This is a genomic window from Acetobacterium malicum subsp. dehalogenans DSM 11527 (genome assembly GCF_000472665.1).
In the GTDB taxonomy this organism is placed as follows: Bacteria; Bacillota; Clostridia; order Eubacteriales; family Eubacteriaceae; genus Acetobacterium; species Acetobacterium malicum.
In genome coordinates this window covers 145,543-168,036 of sequence record NZ_AXAC01000004.1, presented here as the reverse complement: position 1 = coordinate 168,036, position 22,494 = coordinate 145,543, and the positions used below count along the sequence as shown (strand labels likewise).

At 44.7% G+C, this 22,494-nt stretch carries 24 protein-coding genes; 7 read left to right on the top strand and 17 right to left on the bottom strand.

Going from position 1 to position 22,494, the window contains the following annotated elements:
- Positions 1 to 28: 28 nt before the first annotated feature.
- On the top strand, positions 29 to 685 hold the full coding sequence (gene trmB, locus A3KS_RS0101930; RefSeq protein ID WP_026393461.1) for a tRNA (guanosine(46)-N7)-methyltransferase TrmB: 657 nt from the start codon (positions 29 to 31) through the stop codon (positions 683 to 685).
- A gap of 9 nt (positions 686 to 694) precedes the next feature.
- On the opposite strand, the gene tsaA is transcribed toward trmB, so the two are convergent.
- Entirely contained in the window at positions 695 to 1,171 is a 477-nt protein-coding gene (gene tsaA / locus A3KS_RS0101925) for a tRNA (N6-threonylcarbamoyladenosine(37)-N6)-methyltransferase TrmO (RefSeq protein WP_026393460.1), read from the bottom strand.
- Positions 1,172 to 1,435: 264 nt separating this feature from the next.
- Complete coding sequence (locus A3KS_RS0101920) at positions 1,436 to 1,744, bottom strand: pyridoxamine 5'-phosphate oxidase family protein (RefSeq protein ID WP_026393459.1); 309 nt, start codon at positions 1,742 to 1,744, stop codon at positions 1,436 to 1,438.
- A gap of 137 nt (positions 1,745 to 1,881) precedes the next feature.
- Between A3KS_RS0101920 and A3KS_RS0101915 the strand changes: the two genes are divergently transcribed.
- A complete protein-coding gene (locus tag A3KS_RS0101915) occupies positions 1,882 to 2,238 on the top strand; it encodes a winged helix-turn-helix transcriptional regulator (RefSeq protein ID WP_026393458.1) in 357 nt (118 codons plus the stop codon).
- Between the two features lie 28 nt (positions 2,239 to 2,266).
- On the opposite strand, the gene A3KS_RS24190 is transcribed toward A3KS_RS0101915, so the two are convergent.
- From A3KS_RS24190 to A3KS_RS0101895, 5 genes are read right to left on the bottom strand one after another with little or no spacing between them, the layout of a single operon-like run.
- A complete protein-coding gene (locus A3KS_RS24190; RefSeq protein WP_341349821.1) occupies positions 2,267 to 2,515 on the bottom strand; it encodes a GyrI-like domain-containing protein in 249 nt (82 codons plus the stop codon).
- 3 nt (positions 2,516 to 2,518) lie between these two features.
- Positions 2,519 to 3,100 (bottom strand): MerR family transcriptional regulator, encoded by a 582-nt coding sequence (locus tag A3KS_RS19750; RefSeq protein ID WP_341349820.1) that lies wholly within the window; start codon positions 3,098 to 3,100, stop codon positions 2,519 to 2,521.
- Positions 3,101 to 3,138: 38 nt separating this feature from the next.
- Positions 3,139 to 3,474, bottom strand: coding sequence for a branched-chain amino acid transporter permease (locus tag A3KS_RS0101905; protein ID WP_026393457.1), 336 nt, complete (start codon positions 3,472 to 3,474; stop codon positions 3,139 to 3,141).
- Positions 3,471 to 4,175 carry an AzlC family ABC transporter permease gene (locus tag A3KS_RS0101900; RefSeq protein WP_026393456.1) on the bottom strand — a complete coding sequence of 235 codons (705 nt, stop codon included), beginning with the start codon at positions 4,173 to 4,175 and terminating at the stop codon, positions 3,471 to 3,473. The genes A3KS_RS0101905 and A3KS_RS0101900 overlap by 4 nt, the downstream gene beginning before the upstream one ends.
- Positions 4,176 to 4,185: 10 nt before the next feature.
- The gene (locus tag A3KS_RS0101895; RefSeq protein ID WP_026393455.1) at positions 4,186 to 5,028 is read right to left on the bottom strand and encodes a Cof-type HAD-IIB family hydrolase; all 843 of its coding nucleotides are present in this window, start codon (positions 5,026 to 5,028) and stop codon (positions 4,186 to 4,188) included.
- 186 nt (positions 5,029 to 5,214) lie between these two features.
- Here A3KS_RS0101895 and A3KS_RS19745 point away from each other — a divergent pair, with 186 nt between their 5' ends.
- From A3KS_RS19745 to A3KS_RS0101880, 3 genes are read left to right on the top strand one after another with little or no spacing between them, the layout of a single operon-like run.
- The gene (locus A3KS_RS19745) at positions 5,215 to 5,742 is read left to right on the top strand and encodes a MarR family winged helix-turn-helix transcriptional regulator (RefSeq protein ID WP_051355594.1); all 528 of its coding nucleotides are present in this window, start codon (positions 5,215 to 5,217) and stop codon (positions 5,740 to 5,742) included.
- Positions 5,739 to 7,973: an ABC transporter ATP-binding protein gene (locus A3KS_RS0101885; RefSeq protein WP_026393454.1), complete on the top strand. Its 2,235-nt coding sequence runs from the start codon at positions 5,739 to 5,741 to the stop codon at positions 7,971 to 7,973. Before A3KS_RS19745 ends, A3KS_RS0101885 begins: the two co-directional genes overlap by 4 nt.
- On the top strand, positions 7,970 to 9,892 hold the full coding sequence (locus A3KS_RS0101880; protein ID WP_026393453.1) for an ABC transporter ATP-binding protein: 1,923 nt from the start codon (positions 7,970 to 7,972) through the stop codon (positions 9,890 to 9,892). The genes A3KS_RS0101885 and A3KS_RS0101880 overlap by 4 nt, the downstream gene beginning before the upstream one ends.
- A gap of 96 nt (positions 9,893 to 9,988) precedes the next feature.
- Here the strand turns inward: A3KS_RS0101880 and A3KS_RS22240 are convergent, their stop codons facing one another.
- The 6 genes from A3KS_RS22240 to A3KS_RS0101850 form a co-directional block, all read right to left on the bottom strand.
- Positions 9,989 to 11,677 (bottom strand): HD domain-containing phosphohydrolase, encoded by a 1,689-nt coding sequence (locus tag A3KS_RS22240; RefSeq protein ID WP_169727684.1) that lies wholly within the window; start codon positions 11,675 to 11,677, stop codon positions 9,989 to 9,991.
- A gap of 235 nt (positions 11,678 to 11,912) precedes the next feature.
- Positions 11,913 to 13,226 carry a HAMP domain-containing sensor histidine kinase gene (locus tag A3KS_RS0101870; protein WP_051355592.1) on the bottom strand — a complete coding sequence of 438 codons (1,314 nt, stop codon included), beginning with the start codon at positions 13,224 to 13,226 and terminating at the stop codon, positions 11,913 to 11,915.
- An 18-nt stretch (positions 13,227 to 13,244) separates the two neighbouring features.
- Complete coding sequence (locus A3KS_RS0101865) at positions 13,245 to 13,916, bottom strand: response regulator transcription factor (RefSeq protein WP_026393451.1); 672 nt, start codon at positions 13,914 to 13,916, stop codon at positions 13,245 to 13,247.
- A gap of 21 nt (positions 13,917 to 13,937) precedes the next feature.
- Complete coding sequence (locus tag A3KS_RS0101860) at positions 13,938 to 15,110, bottom strand: ABC transporter permease (RefSeq protein WP_026393450.1); 1,173 nt, start codon at positions 15,108 to 15,110, stop codon at positions 13,938 to 13,940.
- Positions 15,103 to 15,792 carry an ABC transporter ATP-binding protein gene (locus A3KS_RS0101855; protein WP_026393449.1) on the bottom strand — a complete coding sequence of 230 codons (690 nt, stop codon included), beginning with the start codon at positions 15,790 to 15,792 and terminating at the stop codon, positions 15,103 to 15,105. Before A3KS_RS0101855 ends, A3KS_RS0101860 begins: the two co-directional genes overlap by 8 nt.
- Entirely contained in the window at positions 15,792 to 16,667 is an 876-nt protein-coding gene (locus tag A3KS_RS0101850; RefSeq protein WP_026393448.1) for an efflux RND transporter periplasmic adaptor subunit, read from the bottom strand. The genes A3KS_RS0101855 and A3KS_RS0101850 overlap by 1 nt, the downstream gene beginning before the upstream one ends.
- Before the next feature lie 159 nt (positions 16,668 to 16,826).
- On the opposite strand from A3KS_RS0101850, the gene A3KS_RS0101845 reads away from it, so the two are divergent.
- On the top strand, positions 16,827 to 17,039 hold the full coding sequence (locus tag A3KS_RS0101845; RefSeq protein ID WP_026393447.1) for a hypothetical protein: 213 nt from the start codon (positions 16,827 to 16,829) through the stop codon (positions 17,037 to 17,039).
- 290 nt (positions 17,040 to 17,329) lie between these two features.
- On the top strand, positions 17,330 to 18,568 hold the full coding sequence (locus A3KS_RS0101840; protein WP_035354904.1) for a glycosyltransferase family 2 protein: 1,239 nt from the start codon (positions 17,330 to 17,332) through the stop codon (positions 18,566 to 18,568).
- A gap of 61 nt (positions 18,569 to 18,629) precedes the next feature.
- On the opposite strand, the gene A3KS_RS0101835 is transcribed toward A3KS_RS0101840, so the two are convergent.
- The 4 genes from A3KS_RS0101835 to A3KS_RS0101820 all read right to left on the bottom strand — a co-directional run bounded on the left by A3KS_RS0101835 (position 18,630) and on the right by A3KS_RS0101820 (position 22,259).
- Complete coding sequence (locus tag A3KS_RS0101835) at positions 18,630 to 19,796, bottom strand: hypothetical protein (RefSeq protein ID WP_026393445.1); 1,167 nt, start codon at positions 19,794 to 19,796, stop codon at positions 18,630 to 18,632.
- A gap of 151 nt (positions 19,797 to 19,947) precedes the next feature.
- Positions 19,948 to 20,676 carry an amino acid ABC transporter ATP-binding protein gene (locus tag A3KS_RS0101830; protein WP_026393444.1) on the bottom strand — a complete coding sequence of 243 codons (729 nt, stop codon included), beginning with the start codon at positions 20,674 to 20,676 and terminating at the stop codon, positions 19,948 to 19,950.
- Positions 20,657 to 21,322: an amino acid ABC transporter permease gene (locus A3KS_RS0101825; RefSeq protein ID WP_026393443.1), complete on the bottom strand. Its 666-nt coding sequence runs from the start codon at positions 21,320 to 21,322 to the stop codon at positions 20,657 to 20,659. The genes A3KS_RS0101830 and A3KS_RS0101825 overlap by 20 nt, the downstream gene beginning before the upstream one ends.
- A 163-nt stretch (positions 21,323 to 21,485) precedes the next feature.
- The gene (locus tag A3KS_RS0101820; protein ID WP_026393442.1) at positions 21,486 to 22,259 is read right to left on the bottom strand and encodes a transporter substrate-binding domain-containing protein; all 774 of its coding nucleotides are present in this window, start codon (positions 22,257 to 22,259) and stop codon (positions 21,486 to 21,488) included.
- Positions 22,260 to 22,494 lie beyond the last annotated feature (235 nt).

Genomic DNA, 22,494 nt, shown 5'->3' with positions numbered 1-22,494 from the left:
AACAACGATTTATCAAAGGAGCAACACCATGCATATACGACCAAAACCCTGGGCCCGTCCGGAACTGGAGGCCTGCGGATTTTTTCAGGCCTATCCCCCGGATCATCGCGGGCAATGGCAACCGTTATTTAAAAAAAAGCAGCCCCTTCATATTGAATTGGGCTGCGGTAAAGGAACCTTTATTGCGGCGTTGGGCAGCCGCCATCCAGAGATCAACTATCTGGCCATTGACCTGATTGACGCGGTGCTGGGTTTGACCAAACGCAATATTGAATCGGCCTATACTAACAAGAACCGAGCCATTGACAATGTCCAGATCATGTCCTGGGATATTGAACGCATTGATATGATTCTCGCTCCGGATGATGGTGTCGAACGGATATACATTAATTTCTGTAATCCCTGGCCCCGGCGCCGTTACCAGAAAAAACGCCTGACTCATAGCAAACAGCTGGAAAAATATAAAAAACTCTTATCAGAAAACGGCGAAATCTATTTTAAGACCGACAATGATGACCTATTTGGCGACTCCATCAACTATTTTGAAGCAGCAGGATTTGCCGTCACAACCCTGATCCCCGATCTTCACGCCGCCGACTACCCGGGCAATATTGAAACCGAGCACGAAAAAATGTATGCCGAACAGGGGATTAAGATTAAATTTTTAATTGCCACAATCGGTTAGTCTTAACTTTTAGAAATTAAACTCATCTTCCCAATTAAAATTTCCGGACCCTTCAACACTTTTAGGCCAATGATCGCACCAGCTCGGCACCTTGGGATTTTCTACCCGATCCAAACTGGGGGTATAGGGTTTGATATCCAGCACCGGGGTACCATCATTGGCATCAATGTATGGAATTCGGATGATTCCCTTCTGATAGTTAATCTCCAGCACAGAAACCGGGGTTAAGGCAATGGGATTGGGTCGAAGCGGTGATCGGGTGGCAAATACCCCCATCACCTCCGGGGACTGCTTATAGGGTTGGTGTCCAGAGAGAACCTTCCTGGCCTCTTCGTTGTCAAACTCACTAAACCACCAGAATACATTGATGTGCGAAAATCCAGCCAGTCCTTCCAGCCCTTCACGATAGGCTTCTTCCAGTTCAATAAAGACGTTCCCACCCTGAACATGAATTGTGCCAATTGATTTTACGTAACCTTGTTCCATTCGCTTACCTCCATAGTTATATTATCAATTTTTTATATTTTTATCATAGACCCTGACACCATGTGAGAGTCAATAAAAATCATAACTATAAAAAAATCATAATTATAATTGGAAGAAAGCACCTCTGCAAAACTAAATCAAAATCTTTTTCATCCTGAAAATCGCATTAACATATTGGTGCCCAATTAAAAACCACTGATTACAAAGACTATCAAGGTCTCACATAATCAGCGGTTTTTTTTATAACGGTCTTATCCTCATTATTTAAATAAGGGATTCTGCCTTTGTTGCCGTAAATACAAATTTCCCGTCAATAACTTTTGCGTTGCCGGTAAAACGACAACCTTTGGCTCCACCCTCAAATTTTTGAGCTGCCAACAACATCGCACAGTCGTTTTTCTTAATATTTTCCTGTGTAACCTTCATTGCATAGACTCCGACCGAAACATTGTCCCCTTCAACTGTGCCACCACCAACAATAATTGGATGTGGGCTGCCATCGGGACACATTGTTACAATTGTCAGGAACGCCGAGTTTTCGATAACACTTTTCATTTCCTCATTAATTACCATTTTAATTCCTCCAAAGTTTAGTATAGCAATTGACTCCGTAATTACTACCTGATACAATTATAGTACCAACATAAATACCTGTAAACTACGCAAAAAAATATGATCAAATACGAAAATAGAAAGTAGATAAGAAAAAAATGACTACCTCTGAAAACACAACTTCCTTATGTTCCGGGAATGTCTGCCCGTGCCAAGAAAAATGCCCACTTTCAGCTGCCCTTGAAATCATTGGCGGCAAATGGAAGATTCCCATCCTATGTTCACTGTATAACGACGGGCCGACACGTTATAATGCGTTAAGAAAAAAAATTAAGGGCGTAACCAACACCATGCTCGCTTCCTCATTGAAGGAACTCGAAGCGGATGGTCTCATCCTCCGCACGCAATACAACGAAATGCCCTTAAGAGTCGAGTATGAATTAACCAAAAACACGAATCGTCTTATTCCAATTCTGGGAAGTCTTTCTGCATGGGGCAAGGAAATAAAAAACTGATTAATACTCTAAAAACTATCCCCATGTTTCAATTTACTTTTTCCAGTTCAATCTGAATTTCAGTCAGATAGTGAGCCGGGTTTTCCTCATTCCAGGGCCCCCGATGGCAGATCTGCCGGTCTTTTCCTTTCATTCTATATCTGACATGTTCAGTCAGCCAATAGGCCAAGGCGCGAAAAGTCCCAGAGATATTTTCGTAGGGGCCATAAACCATCGTGCAGGCCATCATCGCCACCGCCTCTGTCCTTCGAAAACACAGCGGTTCAGCCACCGCCACAGCCTATGTAACCACCACACAGACCTCCACATCCACATCGGCTTCCTTAAATTCATTGTCGTGATAAACAGCAAAACACTGGTCAGTTACTGCTAGTTCAATTTTACTTTTGTTTGATAATTCTATACGTTCAGTCAATTCTTGCCAAAGCTTATCCTCACAAAAATAATTTGGTATCACCCGTCGCAATGAAATAACCGGGTATGAAGGAATCTGCTTAATGGTAAAGTTGTAGCGAATACCGATTTCATCTTTTTTAATACTGTCCAAAGCTGTTTCGATTTTGATTAGCTTTTCCTGTTCTTGTTCGAGCGATCGCTGTACTTCGATTTGTTTGTTTTTTAATTGATCGGCCATAAAATCGCCGCTCCAATTTTCCAGCGCACCTTTGATCTCCGCAACGGTATAGCCGATATCTCTTAAGAAGATAATCTTTTGCAGCCGCGGAATTTGCTCCACCGAATAAAGACGATAACCGCTAAAAGGATCTGTCTGAGCCGGTTTGAGTAAATCATTTTCATCATAATAGCGAAGCATCCGAATCGATACCTGGGTTAATTTAGAAAACTCACCGATTTTAAACATCACGACCTCTTTTCATCTGTCTCCTCTTTTATTTCCGACTAGATAAATACCATTTGGATCAGTACCATATATAGCAGTGTTCCCCCGCCAATACTCAACAGGTTGTTGCGCTTCCAGATGTGGAGCAAGGCCACAATTCCCACCGAAATAAACTCCGGGAAACCATGCGGCGGTACCATAAAGCTAACTCCTTTTAAGCAATAAACCACCAGAATGGCAATGACTGCCGGTGGCAGCAGGTCGCCCAGGTTTTTAACCAGAGCCGGAACTTCCTTGCCACCGCCAAAAAGGGCAAAGGGTAGAAAGCGGGTCAGAAAGGTACAGGCGGCAACCACTAGGATCACTAAAAAAGGTGTTAAAAAATCCGAACTCATTGACACACCTCCTGATTTTCCCCTTGTTTAATGCTGTTCTTAAAAACCAGCAGCAAACATACCGAAGCGATCAGGGCTGGTAAGATAAAAGCACCGGCGCCAAAGATGACCAGTGACGCCACCCCGCAAACCATTCCCACCAGAGCCGGCAAATGGGATTGATAGCTATACCACTGCTCAATGAAAATAACCACAAACAGGGCGGTCATGGCAAAATCGATGCCAGTGGTATCAAAACCGATGAAGCTGCCAATGACAGCACCCAGGGTACAGCCGATAATCCAGTAGCTTTGATCCAGCGCCGCCACGGCAAGAAACACCTGCTTCTGATTGAGTTCTTTGGGGATATTCATCCCGCACAGCAACGAATAGGTCTCATCGGTTAGTGAAAAAATCATATACCAGCCCCATTTCCCCATCGCCTTAAATTTCTCAATAAAGGATAAGCCATAAAAAATATGACGGCTCTGGACCGACAGAGTTAGGACAATCATCGATAACAAACCCATGCCGCCACCCAGCATACTAATCAGCACAAATTGCATCGAACCGGCATATATAATCAGACTGATGAAAAATGCCCAGATAAAATTGTAGCCCGCTTTTTCCAGCAGAATACCAAAGGCCATGCCCATGAAAACATAGCCGAAAAGAACCGGTAGAGTTTGAATAAATGCATATTTTAAAGTTTCTCTTTTCATACCAACCTGCTTACGCTTCTCTATTATCAAGAACAAACTCATAAATGGCTTCAGCCACGCCATCCTCTTCATTGCTAGCAACAATGTGGGTGGCAAGTTCTTTAATTGAATCCCGCGCATTTCCCATGGCTATTTTTAATGGTCCCTGAACCTCAAACATTTCCTTATCGTTGTCGCTATCTCCGATCACCATCACCGTTTCCAGATCAATCCCTAAATATTCACACAGTTTGATTAAACCAAAGCCTTTATCCACCCCAGCCGGGATACACTCCACACAATAGTCCATCGGCCGAACCACTTCTACTCCAAAAATCATAGCTACTTTTTCCATTAGTTCATCAAGCAAAGCATAATTCTTTGAGGATAGGACAAATTTACTAATACCCAGTTTTTTTTGAGCGATATAGGCATGCACATCCGTTACCACAATCTGCTTTTCCTTGAACTCGTCCACATGGGCTTTTGCCCACCCTGATCGATCCATCCATGAAAAAGACTTCTCTGTACAAACACAGCCTTGGATGGTATACGCCTGAGCAAATATTTCGTCGTAGGGTTCAATAATTTTTAGAAACGCTTGTATTTTATCATTATCTAACTCAACTCTATGAATGATCGTTTCATTTTTATAATCCTTAATCATACCGCCACTACCTGAAATGAGATAATCCGTTGCTCCAATAGTCCGAGCGAAAAAGAAGGCTTCACTGTCAATACGCCCTGTGGCCACCACCGGAATAATTCCCAAATTAATTGCTTTTCTAAATGCCTGAATATTCTTATCAGAAATCGTGTTACGATTGTTTAACAGGGTCCCATCCAAATCAGTTACGATCATTTTTATTGACATCGTCTTAAAATTACTCCATTTCCTTTATTTTTCTTAATTTAAGCATTTATTATAACATATTTTTTTAGCTAAACCTTTTCAATTTGAATTTTTTCTTGCAACTTCATATTTTTGAGTTATACTAACAATACTTAATTAGATTAAATATTATTCTACTTAAACATTAACCTATGAAAGGAGCTATCATTGAATATCAACGGACACGAACTATTTAAGGCTTTTCATCGTATTAAAAAATCAAGCATGGGACGCATTCATAAATGCCTGATGAAAGATCTTAAACCTCATGAATTTTTTATGTTAAAAACCCTTAAAAAAATGTACGAACAAGAACAGCAAGAAGCCCAGACAAACAATCTCCCGCTGGCTCCCGGCGTGAAAATTTCTCAGCTGAGCCGGGAAACCGCCATTTCCATGCCCGGCGTTTCTCAAACGATCTCAACTTTGGAAAAGCATGGTTATGTCGAACGGATTGCATCCAGTAAGGATCGCCGCCTGGTTTACGTTAACCTCACCGAGGCCGGTCGACATCTGGAAACCGATGTATCTAAGTCCTGCTTCCAAATCTATGATGAAGCGGCCACCCTGCTGGGTGAAGAAGATGCCCAGGCACTGGTACGCTTATTGGACAAATTAGCGTTCGCCTTTGATCAGATTGATCGAAACCACTGCGACCCGGAACAACCAGAAAAAACAGAAAGGAAAACCACATGATCAAGCTCTCACGTTATTTAAAACCCTATCTCGGGGTCCTCTTCATCACCCTGGTACTGCTATTTGTCCAGGCCATTTCTGACCTGAACCTGCCCAACTACATGTCTGACATTGTCAATGTCGGAATCCAGCAGAACGGGATCGAACACGCCACTCCCGAAGCCATCAGCGAAGACGGCTATGCCCTGATGACGACCTTTATGAACCCCGCCGATCAACAAACCGTAGCCGATAACTATCTGCTGATGAGTCCGGATGACACCACCAATCCCGACTATCAAGCCACCCTGGAAAAATTCCCGGCGCTGGAAACCGAGCCGATTCATGTCCTGACCGATGCCAGTACCGAAACCTTTGATACCCTGGATCCGATCTTCGGCGCCGCCACCTGGACCTTTATCAATTACATGCGTTCACTGGATACCGGTGCCAGCGATACCAGCACTACCGAAAGCATGACTGACCTCGATTTTAGCCAGGTTTATGCGATCCTGCCAATGCTGACGCAGCTGCCGCCGACCACCTTTGACGAGGCCCGGGAGCAGGCCGTCCAGACCCCGGAATCGATGCAGGTTCAGACAGCCGTCCAATTCACCAAACAATTCTATAATGAACTGGGAGTTGACGTTGGTGCGATTCAAAATCTTTACATTTTAAAAATTGGCGCGATGATGCTGCTGCTTTCGTTAATCGCTATTTTAGCGGCCATCGGCGTTGGCTTTTTTTCGGCCCGAATTGCCGCCGGGGTTTCGCAAAGTCTGCGCCGGGATGTTTTTCGCAAAGTGCAATGCTTCTCCAATACCGAGTTTGATAAGTTTTCAACCGCTTCACTGATTACCCGTAACACCAATGATATTACCCAAATCCAGACAATACTGATTATGGGAATTCGGATTCTGATTTATTCTCCGATTCTGGCCATTGGTGGGATTATTATGGCGCTCCGACGGACGACCTCGATGGGTTGGATTATCCTCGTCGCAGTGATCGCGGTGATGCTGATTATTGGTGTCGTTTTTGCTGTTGCCATGCCCCGCTTCAAGCTGATCCAAAAACTGGTTGATAAACTGAACCTGGTTACCCGGGAAAGCCTGACCGGTCTGATGGTCGTCCGGGCTTTCGGCAATCAGAACTTTGAAGAAAATCGTTTTGATCAGGTCAACCAGGACACCACCGCCAACAACCTCTTTGTTAACCGGGTCATGGTCTTTATGATGCCAACCATGATGTTTATCATGAATGGGATGACCCTGCTGGTTGTTTGGGTCGGAGCCCAGCAAATTGCCGCTTCGGCCATGCAGGTTGGTGATATGATGGCCTTTATGCAATATGCCATGCAGATTATTTTCTCCTTCCTGATGATGTCGATGATGTTTATCATGATTCCCCGGGCCGCTGTTTCCGGTGATCGGATTCAGGAAGTGCTGGCAGTCAAACCCAGCATTGTCGATCCCGCCGCACCAAAAAAACTGCCGATGAACGCCCAGACCACCCTAACTTTCGACCATGTCTCCTTCCGTTACGAAGGGGCTGAGGAGGATGTCCTTCATGATATCAACTTCGTGGCTAAGCCCGGCGAAACGACCGCTTTCATCGGTTCCACCGGTTCGGGTAAGTCAACCCTGATTAATCTGATTCCGCGGTTTTTCGATGTCACCTCCGGTGCCGTTAAAATCGATGGCATCGACATCCGCGAGGTCACCCAACACGATCTGCGGGAAAAAATTGGTTATATTCCCCAAAAGGGAGTCCTGTTTTCCGGCACTGTCGCTTCCAATCTTAAATATGGCGATCCCCTGGCCAATGAAGCTGACCTGGCCATTGCCGCCCAGGTCGCCCAGGCCAATGACTTTATCGAAAGCAGTCCGGACGGCTTTGAGCGGGAAATCGCCCAAGGCGGCAGCAATGTTTCCGGCGGCCAGAAACAACGGCTGTCGATTGCCCGGGCCCTGGTGCGAAAACCGGATATCTACATTTTTGATGACAGCTTTTCGGCTTTGGATTACAAAACCGATGTGGCGCTGCGACGGGCTTTAAAAGAATACACCGGTAACAGTACGGTGCTCATCGTCGCCCAGCGGATCAACACGATTATGCATGCTGAACAGATCATCGTTCTGGATCACGGCCGGGTGGTTGGTAAAGGAACCCATCATGAATTGTTAAAAAGCTGTGCCACCTACCAGGAAATTGCATCCTCACAATTATCAGAGGAGGAACTGAACATATGAGCGAAAAAAATAATATCAAAACACCAAAACGCGGCAATATGGGCGGCGGCGGAATGGGCCGGGGCCCCGGCGGCATGATGCCTGGCGAAAAACCCAAAGATTTTAAGGGCAGCCTTAAAAAACTGGCCCGTTATCTATCGGCCTATAAAATCAGTCTCTTTTTTGTGCTGATCTTTGCGGTTGCCTCCACCGTCTTTATGATTGTTGGTCCCAAAATCCTCGGAAATGCCACTACGGCATTATTTGAAGGGGTTATGAATATGATTGCCGATAATGGCAAAGGCATCGATTTTGACTATATTGGTCAGATCCTGCTCCTGCTCCTTGGCCTCTACGTCATCGCCGCACTGTTTTCTTATATTCAGGGCTATATTATGACCGGTATTTCGATGAAGGTAACCTATCAACTACGACGAAATATTTTTGCCAAAATTAATCGTCTACCCTTTAAATATTTTGACAAAACCAGCTATGGCGAGGTTCTTTCCTTTTTGACCAATGATATTGAAACAGTCAATCAGACCCTGAACCAGAGTGTTACTCAGATCATTACCTCGGTGGCCACCCTGGTCGGGATACTGATTATGATGTTCTCAATCAGTTGGCAAATGACGATTGTGGCGCTGTTAATTGTCCCCATCTCATTTGTGATTGTGGTGAATATTGTGAAAAAGTCCCAGCCCCATTTCAGCGAACAACAAACCTATCTGGGCCATATTAACGGTCATGTGGAAGAAATGTATAGCGGTCACAACGTGGTTAAAGCCTTTAATGGCGAAGCCTCTTCTTTTGAAACCTTTGACCACTATAACACCACCCTTTACAGCTCAGCCTGGAAATCACAATTCCTGTCCGGACTGATGATGCCAATGATGAACTTTATTGGCAACCTTGGCTATGTGGCGGTTTGTATTCTCGGAGGTTATCTGGCCGTCAATGGTCGCTTAAGCGTTGGGGATATTCAGGCCTTTATCCAATATGTCCGCCAGTTTACCCAGCCGATTACGCAGATTGCCAATATCTCCAATATCCTGCAGCAGACCACGGCCGCCGCTGAACGGGTCTTTACCTTTCTCGATGAAGAGGAAGAAGTGGAAGAAAGCGCCACCGCTTTTGATCTCACCAAGATTTCCGGCAGTGTTGATTTTGACCACGTGAACTTTGGTTATCATCCTGACAAAACGGTTATTAAAGATTTTTCCGCCCACATCAAAGAAGGGCAGAAAATTGCCATTGTTGGTCCCACTGGAGCCGGCAAAACGACCATCGTCAAGCTGTTGATGCGTTTTTATGACGTGGAATCCGGGGCGATCCTGGTGGATGGTCATAATATCAAAGATTTCAGCCGCGGCGATCTGCGCAGCCTCTTTGGGATGGTGCTCCAGGACACCTGGCTTTACAATGCCAGCATCCGCGACAATATCAAATATGGCCGTCTCGATGCCACTGATGCCGAGGTGGAAGCAGCGGCTATTGCCGCCCAGGTGGACTATTTTGTCCACACCCTGCCAGATGGCTACAACATGTTCTTAAATGAAGAAGCCAGTAATGTCTCCCAGGGACAAAAACAGCTGCTGACGATTGCCCGAGCCATTTTGGCTGATCCTAAAATCCTGATTCTCGATGAAGCTACCAGCTCGGTGGATACCCGTACCGAGGTGCTGATCCAGAAAGCCATGGACAACCTGATGGAAGGGCGTACCAGCTTTGTCATCGCCCACCGCTTATCCACCATTAAAAATGCCGACCTGATTCTGGTTATGAATGAAGGCGACATCGTTGAACAGGGCAATCATTTCGATCTGCTGGCGGCGAATGGTTTCTATGCTAAACTTTACAACTCACAGTTTGAGAAAGCGGAGGAACTGGAAAATGAATTGGCCCAGGACCTGCAAAAAGATGCATCCCTGTTAAACTAATTAATAACACTCGTTAATACTAGTTAGCTATCCCTAATAAAAGGGAGCTTTCCAGATCATCGCTGATGATCCGGAAAGCTCCCTTTTTTAAATTCCTTAATTATCCTGTTGGTTTGCGACGGCTTCAATTTCTTCCCGAATCGACAAAAAGGCATCAACCAGGATCGGGTCAAAATGAAGGCCCCGTTCTTTTTTGATAATTTCAAAAGCGGCATCATAGTCGTAAATGTCTTTGTAAGGTCGTGCCGAAGTCAGGGCATCAAAGACATCAGCGATCGCCATAATCCGCGCACTCAGGGGAATCTCCTCACCGGATAGGGCTTCCGGATAACCGCCGCCAATCCATCGTTCGTGATGATACATGGCCACCTCGCAGACCATATTATAATAATCCACATCCTGAATCCTGGCCAGGGCTTTTTTTAAAATGTTCTGACCGTGCTCAGCATGCTTTTTCATCAACACCCATTCCTCTTCGGTCAGTTTTCCCGGCTTGTTCAAGATGCTGTCGGAAACCATGATTTTTCCCACATCGTGAAGCGGCGCGGCCGTATAAAGTAACCGGATAAACCGCTCATTAACGAACTCCGGATAGTCGCCATTTTGGAGCAGTACGGCAGCGATTTTCTCGGCATAGAGACTGGTGCGTCGGACATGTTCGCCGGTGATGGTATCCCGAATTTCGATAATATTGGCAAAGCTGATGATGATCTGTTCCTGGATCTCTTCAATTCGGGCTGTTTTCAGAGCCACTTCTTTTTCCAGGTCCTGTTGATAATTGAGTACCAGTTCCTTACGTTTTTCCGCTTCGGTGACATCCAGATACCAGATCACATAACCTCTGATCTGGTTATTCCGGCGGATCGTCTTGACATGAGGTTCATAAACCCGGCTTTCAAGATAGAACAAGCTGGCATCCTCTTCTTTCAGAGTCTGATCCAGCGCCGGCGATATGACCGCCAGCTCTGTGTCCTTCTTTGCTCTGGCAAACTCCGGAAACAGGACAATGGCCTGTTCATTAACTTCTTTGTAGAGATAATTGTGGTCGACCACGATAATCGCATCATCCATGGAATCGATGATTAACTGTTTGGCGGTATCGTTAATGTCATAGATCTTCAGCCGATAGATCAGCACAATCAATAAGAGTTCCGAAATCAAAATGCCGATGGAGGCCAGGTCAATTTGGGTTGGCAGATATAATTTGCCAATATGAATCAGAGCTGGAATTAAAGGCACCGCCAATAACAAAAAAGGTTCCCACTTTTCCTTGTCTTTCCGTTTGCTACTCTGATAAATCACCATCACAATCAGACCCAGAGCCACGGCGGCTTCCAGTGCCATATAGACGGTATGTAGAATTCCGTATTCTTTGATCAGTACGGGGACACCGGTTTCATAAGCAAAGGTATAGCTTTGATAAAACCAGTGATGCTGGTCCATCGTCAGGGTGGCGCCGGTAAGCAAGATGCAGAGCAGCGCAAAAATAGGGAAAAACAGTTTTGGCGCTTTTATTTTATAATAGCGGACGAAAAACAAGACCATTAAAAAATAGAGGCTGCATCCCCCGAGGTACATCAGTTTATAAGCCATAATAGCAGCTTCGGCCGAATTGGACTGAATGCCAAACCAGTATCCCAATGATATTAAAAAAGCAAAAAAAGAAATTAGCAGCATCAGTTTTTGCTCATCGGAAGGTTTTTGAAGAGCCACACCAATGATGCAGGTGATTGAAATAATCAGCCCGATCGAATATAAAACAGTAAGCGAATCATACATTGTCATATCAGCCAACATCCTTTTGTTTTGATATAAATTATAAAAATCAGTTTCATGATATATTATTTTGGCATCAACTTCAATATAATTAATTATAAATTCCAGCGACAATCTAATTTTGTCGTTGGTTTTATCAGCGCCTGCGGCGTAACAAGCCAAACACCCGTCTTGATAAAGCAAGTTTTAGCAGCAAAGCTGACTGAACTTTTTATCCCTGACGGGTGCTTGACGTATTTACATTTTATTGGGGTAGTCTGACAAAAAAGGTACTGCCCTTTTCCAGCGCACTTTCCACAGCAATGGTTCCGCCGTGAAGGCCAACGATGCGCTGAGAAATGGTAAGTCCCAACCCGGTACCGGGGGTACTGCGGGATTGATCGGCCTTGTAGAAACGATCAAATATTTTTTCCTGATCTTCCCTACTAATGCCCTTTCCGGTATCGGCTATTGTTATTGTAATTTCTTTGGCCGTTTGATGGAGATCAATCCTGATTTCGCCAGCGACCGGGCTATGGTGAATCGCATTGGTCAACAGATTGATAATAACCTGGGCCATCAGTTCCTGATCACCCTGGTAGGTAATTTCATCCAACTGGATATCCAGATCGATATTTTTAGCTTCCCACTTTTCCTGCAGCAGCAACACCACTCGCCGGATTGATTCATCCAGCGCAAAGGCTTCTTTCTTCAACCCCAAAACGCCATTTTCCAATTCCGACAGTTTTAAGACATTGGCCGACAGCTTCCACAGCCGGTCGCTTTCATCGACAATAATATCGATATATTCCTGCCGTTGGGTTTCGGATATATCAGGATCTTTCAAGAGCTTTCCAAAACCTTTAATGGAGGCGATCGGGGTTTTAAATTCATGGGAAACATTGCTGACAAAATCCCGATGGATATAGTCGTTTCGGGATAGCGCTGTGGTCATGATATTAAAATTTTGAGCCAACACCGCCAGCTCATCCTTTCCCCGTACCTTCAGCCGGATATCAAAATCACCGTCGGCGACTTTTTTGGTGGCTTCGGAAACGGCTTTTATCGGTTTGGCAATCATCGCTACGGCAATGACAATCAGCACTGATCCGATTAGCAGGGTTACCAGCATGGTCGTGCGTTGAAGGTTCATAAAGCCGGCAATTTGATTTTTTTCCAGATTTGGCATGGTAACGACATAACCATCGGTCAACTTGCCCAGCGCCATCGGAAAATCGTGACCTTGGTGGGAAATCAGGTAAACAATCTCGCCCCGTTCAAGTTTTTCACGTTCCTCTTCAGACAACGCCGCCCCCGCTTCATCCAGACTGGCAACAATCCGGGACACCACAATTCCCTGGGCATATAAATCAGTGATTGCTTCATCACTCAACTGCTCCTGATTCAGAGTCTGAACCGCCTGAGCCTGGTTAACCAACTCCACCCGGATTTGATCGAGAATATTGCCCAACTGGGACCAATAAATCACCCCAAAGGTTAAGGTGGATGAGAAGAAAAGCGCTCCTAAAAAGGTCACCAGAAATTTTGTGTAAATTGAATGAAAAATTCTATTTTTCATATGACTCCTTATCCCGGACTATAAAACCCGGACTTTATAGCCCAAGCCTTTGACGGTGATGATTTCGAAATCACGATTGTTTTCCAGTTTTTCCCGTAACCGTTTGATATGGACATCCACGGTACGGTGATCACTTTCACTTTCATAGCCCCATATCTCATCCATAATTTGCGCCCGGGTAAAAATCCGGTTGGGTGCCGATAACAGTTTAAACAGCAGCAGAAACTCTTTTTTGGGCAGGGTAGTCGTTTCATCACCAATGCTTAAGGTCAAGGCTTCATAATCCAGAACCGTTTTTCCTACCACCAGTCGCTGTTCATTGGCTATTTTGGCCCGCCGCAATAAAGCAAAAACCCGCAGCAGTATTTCATCCATGTCCACCGGCTTGACCATATAATCATCGGTGCCGGCTTTAAAACCGGTTTTTTTATCATCGATGCTTTCTCTGGCGGTGATCATCAGGATGGGGAGCTCTAAGCCCCCATCCCGTAGGGTTTTGGTTAATACATGGCCATCCATATAGGGCATCATCACATCGGTGATTAACAGATCAATATGATTTTTCCCCAGCTCGTCCAGCGCCATGACGCCGTCGCTTGCTTCAAAGACCGAATAGCCTTCTTTCTCCAGGGTATCCCGAAATAGCCGGCGAATGTGATTGTCATCCTCGCAAATTAAAATACTGAACATTTCTTTCTCCTATTTTCTTCCCTAAATACTTCGCAGGGCATCAATCGGGTTGAGCCGGGAAGCCTTGCGGGCCGGCATAAAACCAAAAACCACACCGATGGCGGCGGAAAAGCCGATCGCCAATAAAACGGTGGAGGCCGTCAGAGCAAAACTGGTTCCGATCAGATTGGCGACCACCCAGGCCAGGCTGACTCCCAGGATAAAGCCAATGATGCCACCAATCAGACAGAGTACCACTGACTCAATCAAAAACTGGAGTTGAATCTGTTTCGGCTCGGCTCCCAGGGCCTTGCGCAAACCGATCTCACTGGTCCGTTCGGTGACCGAAACCAGCATCATGTTCATGATGCCAATGCCCCCGACTACCAGTGAGATCGAGGCGATCCCCGCCAGCATCATCGACAGAATGCTGGTCATCTCTTCAATGGTCTCGAGGATACTCTGCATGTTGACGATCGAGTAACCATCTTCGTCACCATTAAAGGCTTTTGTTAAGACCCCTTCAATTTGCCGGGTGGTGGTATCGGCCAGCGCCTCATCAGCAATATAGACGGTCATGCTGTTAATATATTTGGCCCCGACCACGCCCATGGCGGTGGTATAGGGGATGATTACCGAGCTGTTGGTATCGGCAGAAGCAAAACTATCCGATTCCTGTAAGATCCCAATGACATGATAGGCAATGCCGCCAATTTTAATTTCCTGGCCAATGGGATTTTTGCCGATATAGAGTTCATTGGCAATGTCATTTCCAATCAGCGCCACCCGGCTTTTATTTTCGGTATCAATGGTATTAATGATGCGTCCCGATGAGATGACATCTTCGGTGTTTTCAAAGTACACATCATTTTTTCCCTGAAGGGTAATCTCATCCATGGTATTGCCGTCAAAGGCCACTGTGGTTTGACCGGAAATGGTTGGGGCAATCCCAGAGATGTTTGACAGTTCAGCGATCTTGTTGACATCGCCCTGGGTCAGCCCCTGTTTCAATGGTGTTCCCTGAACCTGGACGGTCACTGTATTAGCCCCCATCGAAGCTACCTGATCGGTGACGGTGCTGGTGGCTCCCGAAACAATGGTGATCAGCGCAATCACCGATCCCACTCCGATAATGATGCCCAGCATCGTGAGAAAGGATCGCATCTTATTACTGACGATATTTTCTAATGCCATTTTAATACTTTCCTTAAGCATTGTACACCCCCTCACTGAGATTCCCATCGACAATCCGGACAATGCGGCTGCCGTTTTTAGCCACATCAGCATCATGGGTGATCATCACGATGGTTTTTCCTTCCTGATAAAGTTCTTTAAAGAGCGCCATAATCTGATGACCGGTCTGTTGATCCAGGGCTCCGGTGGGTTCATCGGCCAGCAGAATGGTTGGCTCGGTGACCAGCGCTCTGGCAATGGCCACCCGCTGCTGCTGACCGCCCGATAACTGATTGGGGCGGTTGTTCATTTTATCGGCCAGCCCCACCCGTTCCAGAATATGAGCACTGCGGGCCTGCCGTTCTTTCTCGGGCACCCCGGCATAAATAAGTGGCAGCTCCACATTTTTCTGGGCTGATAACCGTGGCAACAGTTGAAACTGCTGAAAGATAAAACCGATTTCGCGGTTACGGATATGGGAAAGATCCACCTCAGGCAGATCGCGAATCAATTCTCCAGACAGATAATAGGTCCCACTGGTGGGGACATCCAGACAGCCGATAATGTTCATTAAGGTCGATTTTCCTGAACCGGACGGTCCCAGCACCGAAAGAAAATCGCCACGATTGATATCCAGATCTATGCCTTTTAAAACCATCTGCTCCTCTTCACCCATGATATAAGTCTTGACGAGCTTTTTCATTTCCAGTATTTTTTCAGGCATTAGAGTTCACCACCGGTTTCCGGTCGCTGAAAGGTTGAGGTCTCAGGGGTTGTCATCATGGGAATAAAAACCACCTCATTTTCGGCAAGACCTTCTATTATTTGGATATTGATGCCGTCGGTTATTCCGGTAGTTACCGGACGTTGCTCAGCATTTTCCGACTCGCCTTTGATCAGGACATAGCTTTCGTTGTCAGCGCCAAATTGAATCGCATCCACCGGAACCGTCACTGCCTTTTCAACTTGTTCCTTAACGATGACCACTTCCGCATTCATCCCAATGCGAATCTGTGCATCGCCCTGAAAATCAACGATGGCGGTAAAATAAGCCACCCCATTTTCGTTCTTTGCTTCCCGACTGATTTCGCTGACCGATCCCTGAACACTACGCCCAATACTGTCGATATTGATGGTGACCGGCGCTCCCACTGCTAAGCTGGCCAATTGATATTCGTCCACCTTGATACTGACCTGAAGATTAGCAAAATCGACAATCTCCATAATTTTCCCGCCAGCCGCCACGGTTTCATCTTCATCGTAATAAATCTCGGCTACTTCCCCGGCGACGGTTGAGGTGACAAGATCCCCCGAAACCGATTCATAAAGATCTGTCTCTTCAGCAATTAGTTCTCCTTCACTGACGTAGAGCTCACTTATTTCCAGAGCACTGGCGGCCATGACATCTTCCCGGGACTGACTCTCAATTACCCCTGAAAAACGGTTGTCATTGACAATATTACCTACTAAAGCAGGTGTCGCGGTAAACTGATCTTTCGCCGAATTTGCTAAAACCTGATATCCCACAAATCCTCCCACAATCAACAACACTCCAACCACACTGCCAATTATAAACTTGTTTGTTTTTCCTTTTTTCAAGTCGATCCTCCAACCATTGATTTTATTTCATGGCTCTATTTTAAGCATTCAATATGAATCAAAAATGAACCCTTTAGTTTTTTAAGTTTTTTGATTATTGTTGTTTTTCGCAGTTTTAGGGTATCTATAGTTCAACAAAGAAAAAAGGAGGATGTGACAATGTTAGAAGATAAATTAGATATGATGGCAGAAAATGAAGTAACAGATAGCGTCGGAAAAAAACCATTTTATTATTCCAAATGGTGGCTGGTTGTTTGGAGTCTCCTGATTTGGCCAATCGGATTGATTATGCTGTGGGGATATTTTGCCAATATGCATAAAACCGAAATGCCCCGGACCCGCCTGATTAAAGATAATTTAGAGGATTTATAAATACGCAAAAGCAATACAAACCTTTGAATAACCTTAAAAAAACAATGGTCTCGTTTTCAGGAAACAACCCCAATCCTTGATAAATACTCTGTTTCGTGTTAAAATGAAGGAACTTAAATGCGACGAACATAAACTCACACAACCACCATGAATGACAATTCCTGGTGGTTGTGTCATGAAGAAAAAGCATTTATACTATATCCGGTAGTTATTGGAACCGAACAACACAATTTGTTTCCGGCTTTGATAATCACCGATATAACTTAATATGAAGGAGAAATTAAATAGAGATGGTTTCACAAATTTTTACTCTGTTATTTATTTTAGGCATCCCGTTTTTTATTTATGGTATCTATTACTTAGGTATCGGAGTATTTGGGTATACCAAACACAATAAATATGTACTCTCCCCTCCCAAAAACCGCATTGCTGTGGTGGTTGCCGCCCGAAATGAAGCGGCGGTTATTGGTAATCTGATCGAAAGTCTTCATCAACAGGATTATCCGGAAGAACTGATGGATGTCTATGTTATTCCCAATAATTGCACTGACAATACCAAAGAAGTAGCCCTTGAGCACGGTGCCAAGATTATGACCTGTACGGCCGAAGTTAAATCCAAAGGTGCCGCCCTTTCGCAATTCTTTGATTATATTTTCGCCGAAAATGATGTCTATGATGCCTTCTGCGTTTTTGATGCCGATAATCTGGTCGATAAACATTTTATTACCTCAATGAATAACGTTCTTGAATCGGGCGAAAAAATTGCCCAGGGTTACCGGGACAGTAAAAACCCCGATGATTCCTGGATTTCCGGCTGCCAATCAGTATTTTACTGGACTTTGAATCGTTTTATGAACCTGGCTCGCCATAAGCTGGGCTGGTCTGCTACTTTAAACGGAACCGGATTTATGATGCATGCCGATGTCATCAAAAAAGAAGGATTCAAAACTTTCAGCCTGACTGAAGATATCGAATTCACTACCCAATGCATCATCAAGGGTTACCGGGTCGCCTGGGTTCCCGAGGCGGTTACCTATGACGAGCACCCGATTACCTTTGATCAATCCTGGTCGCAGCGTAAACGTTGGTCGACTGGTACCATTCAGTGTTTTAATCAGTACTCGCAACAGCTCATCGACGCCGTGGTCAAGGATAAAAATCGTTGTGCCATGGATATGCTGATGTTTCTGGTTTCCCCCTTTATGCAAGTACTGACCTGCATTTATACCATTTGTTCCTTTATCATTTTGGGGATGCTATTTATCACCACCAGTGTCTGGTCCAACGCATTGAGCTTTGCCATTCTCTTTTCCATTGGCGGGGTCCTCTTCAGCGTGGTCTTTACCGCTATGGTGTTATGGCTGGAAGGCAAAAAAATCCGTCAGATTAACAATATTTCGGTTTTCTCTTTTTGGTTTTATCTGGCCTCCTGGATTCCCATTAATGTGTTGTGTTTTATCAAACCGATTGAAATCTGGGAACCCATCGAACATACCAAAAGTATCAAGATCTCTCAATTAGTTGAATAAGCAAAAGGATGATCCGCGGATCATCCTTTTTTTCTATCCTGAATTATTGTTATGGCATGAATTACTTTTCAATTTCACCACTCACTGCCCTTTGTTCCGCATCTGCCCTTTCGCTGACTTCGTTTAATAAGCCTGCCTGCCGGTCTTCCTGAGCTTCAATCGCTTCATCAATTTCTTCTGCTAAAACCGATTCGTCCAACTCAGTTTGGATTTCCGTTTCCACTTTGATCCGTTGCTCTTTTCGGGCAGTCAATATCAATAGTATCAAGGTCCCCAACAGGCCCAGCAAACTAATCCAATACCCGGCTTCCAACTGGAGCGCAAATGACATGACCAGAAAATTGGCCTGGCCGTTAATATAATTGGCAATAAATGTTCCGACGTCGCCAAATGTTCCAGTTAAGATGGCTCGCATAACATCCATAATGCCATTATTTACCTGACTTGCCAGGCTGACAAGCTGCTCATTAATGCTATTATTGGCAACTGCAGTAACGATACCAACTGCTATAAACAGAGCCACTAATAATCCCGAAATACAAATAACCAGCTTGATACTGGCCCGTTTATATAAAATGAGCACCACTAAACCAATTAAAACCAGAAATAGGATTAGTACCCCACCATTGGCGGTGGCTTTATAACCATCGATGGTCGCCATTGCAGCATTGACCTGATCCATCGACTGCCGGGCCTGGATGGTCACATCATTAACCTTCCCGGCAATATTTCTGGCGCTTTGAATCATCGTCCATAGATCACCAAGAATGGCATTGATATTTGCCCCATTACTAAACCGGGTGGCGACAATTTCCTGAACCTTGGGATCGACCAGATAATCCAGCGCCGGGCTTGATAAAGCGTCATTCACACTGCTGACGTAGCCCTGATCCGGCAGCGGATTTCGTAGTATTTCCAGCACCGACTGATCCAATATTTTGACGTTATCCAGTGGCACCCCATAGATTTCAAATTCGTCAATCGGTTCCTGCCAGACAAAATCACTTAAGGTAAAATTGATCATATCATATTCAGGACTAATCACTGCCACGGGATTGTTCATGATCCCCGCTACCGAGACATCGGCCTTGGCACTCATAAATGGCAAAAAAAAGCCAATCAGCGCAAGGAGGGTACACAGCAGCGCCCCGGTCCTCTGTTTGTTTTCCATTACCCTTGTTTTAACCCAGTCAAACCAATTAATTAACCGTTCTTTAATCATCACCATCGCTATTTAATCCCCTCTCTGAAACTCTATACTCAATTATACCCTCAAAGTGAAATCATTACCACCGGCCCAAAAAAAACCACCTCTCACGAGATGGTTTGCATTGATTATTTAGTATCCTGGTAATCTGAATCTAATAAAACAATCGCACTTACAAGACCTTATTCAGGAAATTGATGGTTCGCTGGTTTTTGGGATTACCAAAGATTTCACTGGGAGGACCTTCTTCGACGATAAAACCTTCATCAATAAAAATTACCCGATCGGCAACTTCTCTGGCAAATCCCATTTCATGGGTAACGACGATCATGGTCATGCCATCTTTGGCCAGTTGCTTCATTACATTTAAAACTTCCCCCACCATTTCGGGGTCCAGGGCTGAAGTCGGCTCATCAAAAAGCATGACATCCGGGTTCATCGCCAGTGCCCGGGCAATGGCTACCCGTTGCTGTTGCCCTCCCGATAGCTGTTCTGGATAGACATTGGCTTTTTCTTCCAGATCAACACTTCTTAACAGTTTCAGTGCTGTTTCTTCGGCTTCTTCTTTGGTTTTGAGCTTAAGCGCCACTGGTGCGAAGGAGATATTTTTCAACACCGTCATATGCGGAAAAAGATTAAACTGTTGAAAAACCATCCCAATATCCTGTCGATATTTATTGATATTACCATCGGCCCTGGTAATGTCATTGCCATCAACCTCGATGGTACCACTACTGGCATCTTCGAGAGCATTAATACACCTCAGCAAGGTACTTTTCCCTGAGCCAGAAGCGCCAATAATACAGATCACTTCCCGTTCTTTAACTTCCAGGTTAATATCCTTCAGGACTTCTAAATCACCAAAATTCTTTTTGAGATTTTTAATTTTTACTTTTCCCATAAGACATTTTCCTTTCAATACGTTTTGAAATCTTCGATAAGATCATAATAATGATAAAGTACATCACTGCTACGATCGCCCATACCTCGAAGGACTGGTAATTATTGGCAATAATCAGCCGTCCGGTTTGGGTCAATTCGGTCACGCCAATAACCGAAAGTAGTGACGTATCCTTGAGGGTAATAATACATTGATTGATCAACGCTGGAGTCATGGTTCGGATCGCCTGGGGTAAAATGACACTCCGCATCGCCATCCCATAAGGCAAACCCAAACTCCTGGCCGCTTCCATCTGACCTCTGCTGATGGATTCGATCCCACCTCGAACAATCTCCGCCAGATAACCACCGGCATTCAAGCTTAGAGTAATTACGCCGGAAACAACCGGATCTGATTGGATGCCCAAGGCCGCCGGAATCCCGAAATAGATAAAAAACGCCTGAACCAATAATGGGGTACCCCGGACGATATCCACATAAACAAGCGCAATTGCTCTTAAGCCTTTTCTCTTTGATACCGACAAAAGTCCGAAAACCATGCCTAAAATACCTGCTAAAATAAGGGAAATGATTGTAATTTCAACCGTTAAGGCCAATCCTGCCAGCAGGCGGGGCCAATACTGTACAATTAATGCTGGTATACTCACGTCAACCTCCTTCTATGGTTCCGGTTGTCCAACAGTCTTTACTCACTCAGAAACAATCACGCAAGTAAACACTTTTAGATAACTTAGAGAAATCATCTGCCAGTAGCAAAGCTGCTGACAGATGATTTCAAAATTAATAACGTGTTAAATTTTTTCTAACAGATTATTTTTTGATATATGTATCCAGTATTTCCTGATATTTTCCATTGGCTTTCAGGTTGGCTAAACCGGTGTTGAACATTTCAATCAACTCAGGATTTTGACCCAGTTTTACTGCGAAGCCGTAAGAGCTGCCTTTTTCCATCTCTGTAACCATTTTAAGTGGCACACCGCTGGCGATTGCATCACCAACTACGGGATAGTCTTCAAACAGAGCCACTGAATTTCCGGCTTTTACATCTTCATACATGTTGGCTGAATCCGGGAAGGAAACAGTTGTAAAACCATATTGATCTTTAATTGACTCGGCAAAGGTTGCTCCTTCAGTTCCTGTTTTGACAGCAACTTTTTGTCCTTTTAGATCGGCATAGGTCTTGATGGTATTGTTTGACGATGAAACGGCCATAACGACACCGGAATCAAAGTATGGGTCAGAAAAGTCGAAGGTTTTTTTACGTTCGTCGGTAATACTCATTCCCGCAATCATACCATCAGACTGACCAGTTGATACTTCACCTAAGGCAGCATCAAAGCCAACCGCTTTCAACTCATATTCGAAACCCTGATCTGCGGCGATGGCGGCTAAAAGATCAATATCAATCCCAACACGCTCACCTTTTTCATTTTCATACTCGAATGGTTTGAATGTTGTATCTGTAGCGATTACATATTTCTTTGTATCACTGCTAGTTTTTGTTGTTCCACCGGAACAAGCTGCAAGTGATAAAACCATAACGGCTACCATTACCAAAACACCGAGCTTTGCGATTCTTTTCATTTCTTTTCCTCCTAATAATAATAAGTTTTGATGTATCTTTAGCCAATACACCCACTTTTATACAGGTAGCAGTATATCATTTTTGTTAAAAATTCGCAATAAAAAAAACCATCGATTATAACAAAAGGATGGTTAATGTTTCCCCAATTATTGCTCGGGATAGGATATGGCGATTTGATTTCCAGTGTGCGCCAGACTCGTACAAGTCCAGCGCTTACATCTGTTCTATTTTTTT

What these genes read in the sequence shown, in the direction of transcription:
- tsaA (WP_026393460.1), bottom strand. Translation starts at nt 1,171, where the DNA reads ATGGAACAAGGTTACGTAAAATCAATTGGCACAATTCATGTTCAGGGT.
- A3KS_RS0101855 (WP_026393449.1), bottom strand. Translation starts at nt 15,792, where the DNA reads ATGCCTGAAAAAATACTGGAAATGAAAAAGCTCGTCAAGACTTATATC.
- A3KS_RS0101905 (WP_026393457.1), bottom strand. Translation starts at nt 3,474, where the DNA reads ATGAGTTCGGATTTTTTAACACCTTTTTTAGTGATCCTAGTGGTTGCC.
- A3KS_RS0101870 (WP_051355592.1), bottom strand. Translation starts at nt 13,226, where the DNA reads ATGAAAAATAGAATTTTTCATTCAATTTACACAAAATTTCTGGTGACC.
- A3KS_RS0101865 (WP_026393451.1), bottom strand. Translation starts at nt 13,916, where the DNA reads ATGTTCAGTATTTTAATTTGCGAGGATGACAATCACATTCGCCGGCTA.
- A3KS_RS0101885 (WP_026393454.1), top strand. Translation starts at nt 5,739, where the DNA reads ATGATCAAGCTCTCACGTTATTTAAAACCCTATCTCGGGGTCCTCTTC.
- A3KS_RS0101915 (WP_026393458.1), top strand. Translation starts at nt 1,882, where the DNA reads ATGACTACCTCTGAAAACACAACTTCCTTATGTTCCGGGAATGTCTGC.
- A3KS_RS0101830 (WP_026393444.1), bottom strand. Translation starts at nt 20,676, where the DNA reads ATGGGAAAAGTAAAAATTAAAAATCTCAAAAAGAATTTTGGTGATTTA.
- A3KS_RS0101920 (WP_026393459.1), bottom strand. Translation starts at nt 1,744, where the DNA reads ATGGTAATTAATGAGGAAATGAAAAGTGTTATCGAAAACTCGGCGTTC.
- A3KS_RS0101835 (WP_026393445.1), bottom strand. Translation starts at nt 19,796, where the DNA reads ATGGTGATGATTAAAGAACGGTTAATTAATTGGTTTGACTGGGTTAAA.
- A3KS_RS0101820 (WP_026393442.1), bottom strand. Translation starts at nt 22,259, where the DNA reads ATGAAAAGAATCGCAAAGCTCGGTGTTTTGGTAATGGTAGCCGTTATG.
- A3KS_RS22240 (WP_169727684.1), bottom strand. Translation starts at nt 11,677, where the DNA reads ATGACAATGTATGATTCGCTTACTGTTTTATATTCGATCGGGCTGATT.
- A3KS_RS0101900 (WP_026393456.1), bottom strand. Translation starts at nt 4,175, where the DNA reads ATGAAAAGAGAAACTTTAAAATATGCATTTATTCAAACTCTACCGGTT.
- A3KS_RS19750 (WP_341349820.1), bottom strand. Translation starts at nt 3,100, where the DNA reads ATGTTTAAAATCGGTGAGTTTTCTAAATTAACCCAGGTATCGATTCGG.
- trmB (WP_026393461.1), top strand. Translation starts at nt 29, where the DNA reads ATGCATATACGACCAAAACCCTGGGCCCGTCCGGAACTGGAGGCCTGC.
- A3KS_RS0101895 (WP_026393455.1), bottom strand. Translation starts at nt 5,028, where the DNA reads ATGTCAATAAAAATGATCGTAACTGATTTGGATGGGACCCTGTTAAAC.
- A3KS_RS0101845 (WP_026393447.1), top strand. Translation starts at nt 16,827, where the DNA reads ATGTTAGAAGATAAATTAGATATGATGGCAGAAAATGAAGTAACAGAT.
- A3KS_RS0101840 (WP_035354904.1), top strand. Translation starts at nt 17,330, where the DNA reads ATGGTTTCACAAATTTTTACTCTGTTATTTATTTTAGGCATCCCGTTT.
- A3KS_RS0101880 (WP_026393453.1), top strand. Translation starts at nt 7,970, where the DNA reads ATGAGCGAAAAAAATAATATCAAAACACCAAAACGCGGCAATATGGGC.
- A3KS_RS0101860 (WP_026393450.1), bottom strand. Translation starts at nt 15,110, where the DNA reads ATGCTTAAGGAAAGTATTAAAATGGCATTAGAAAATATCGTCAGTAAT.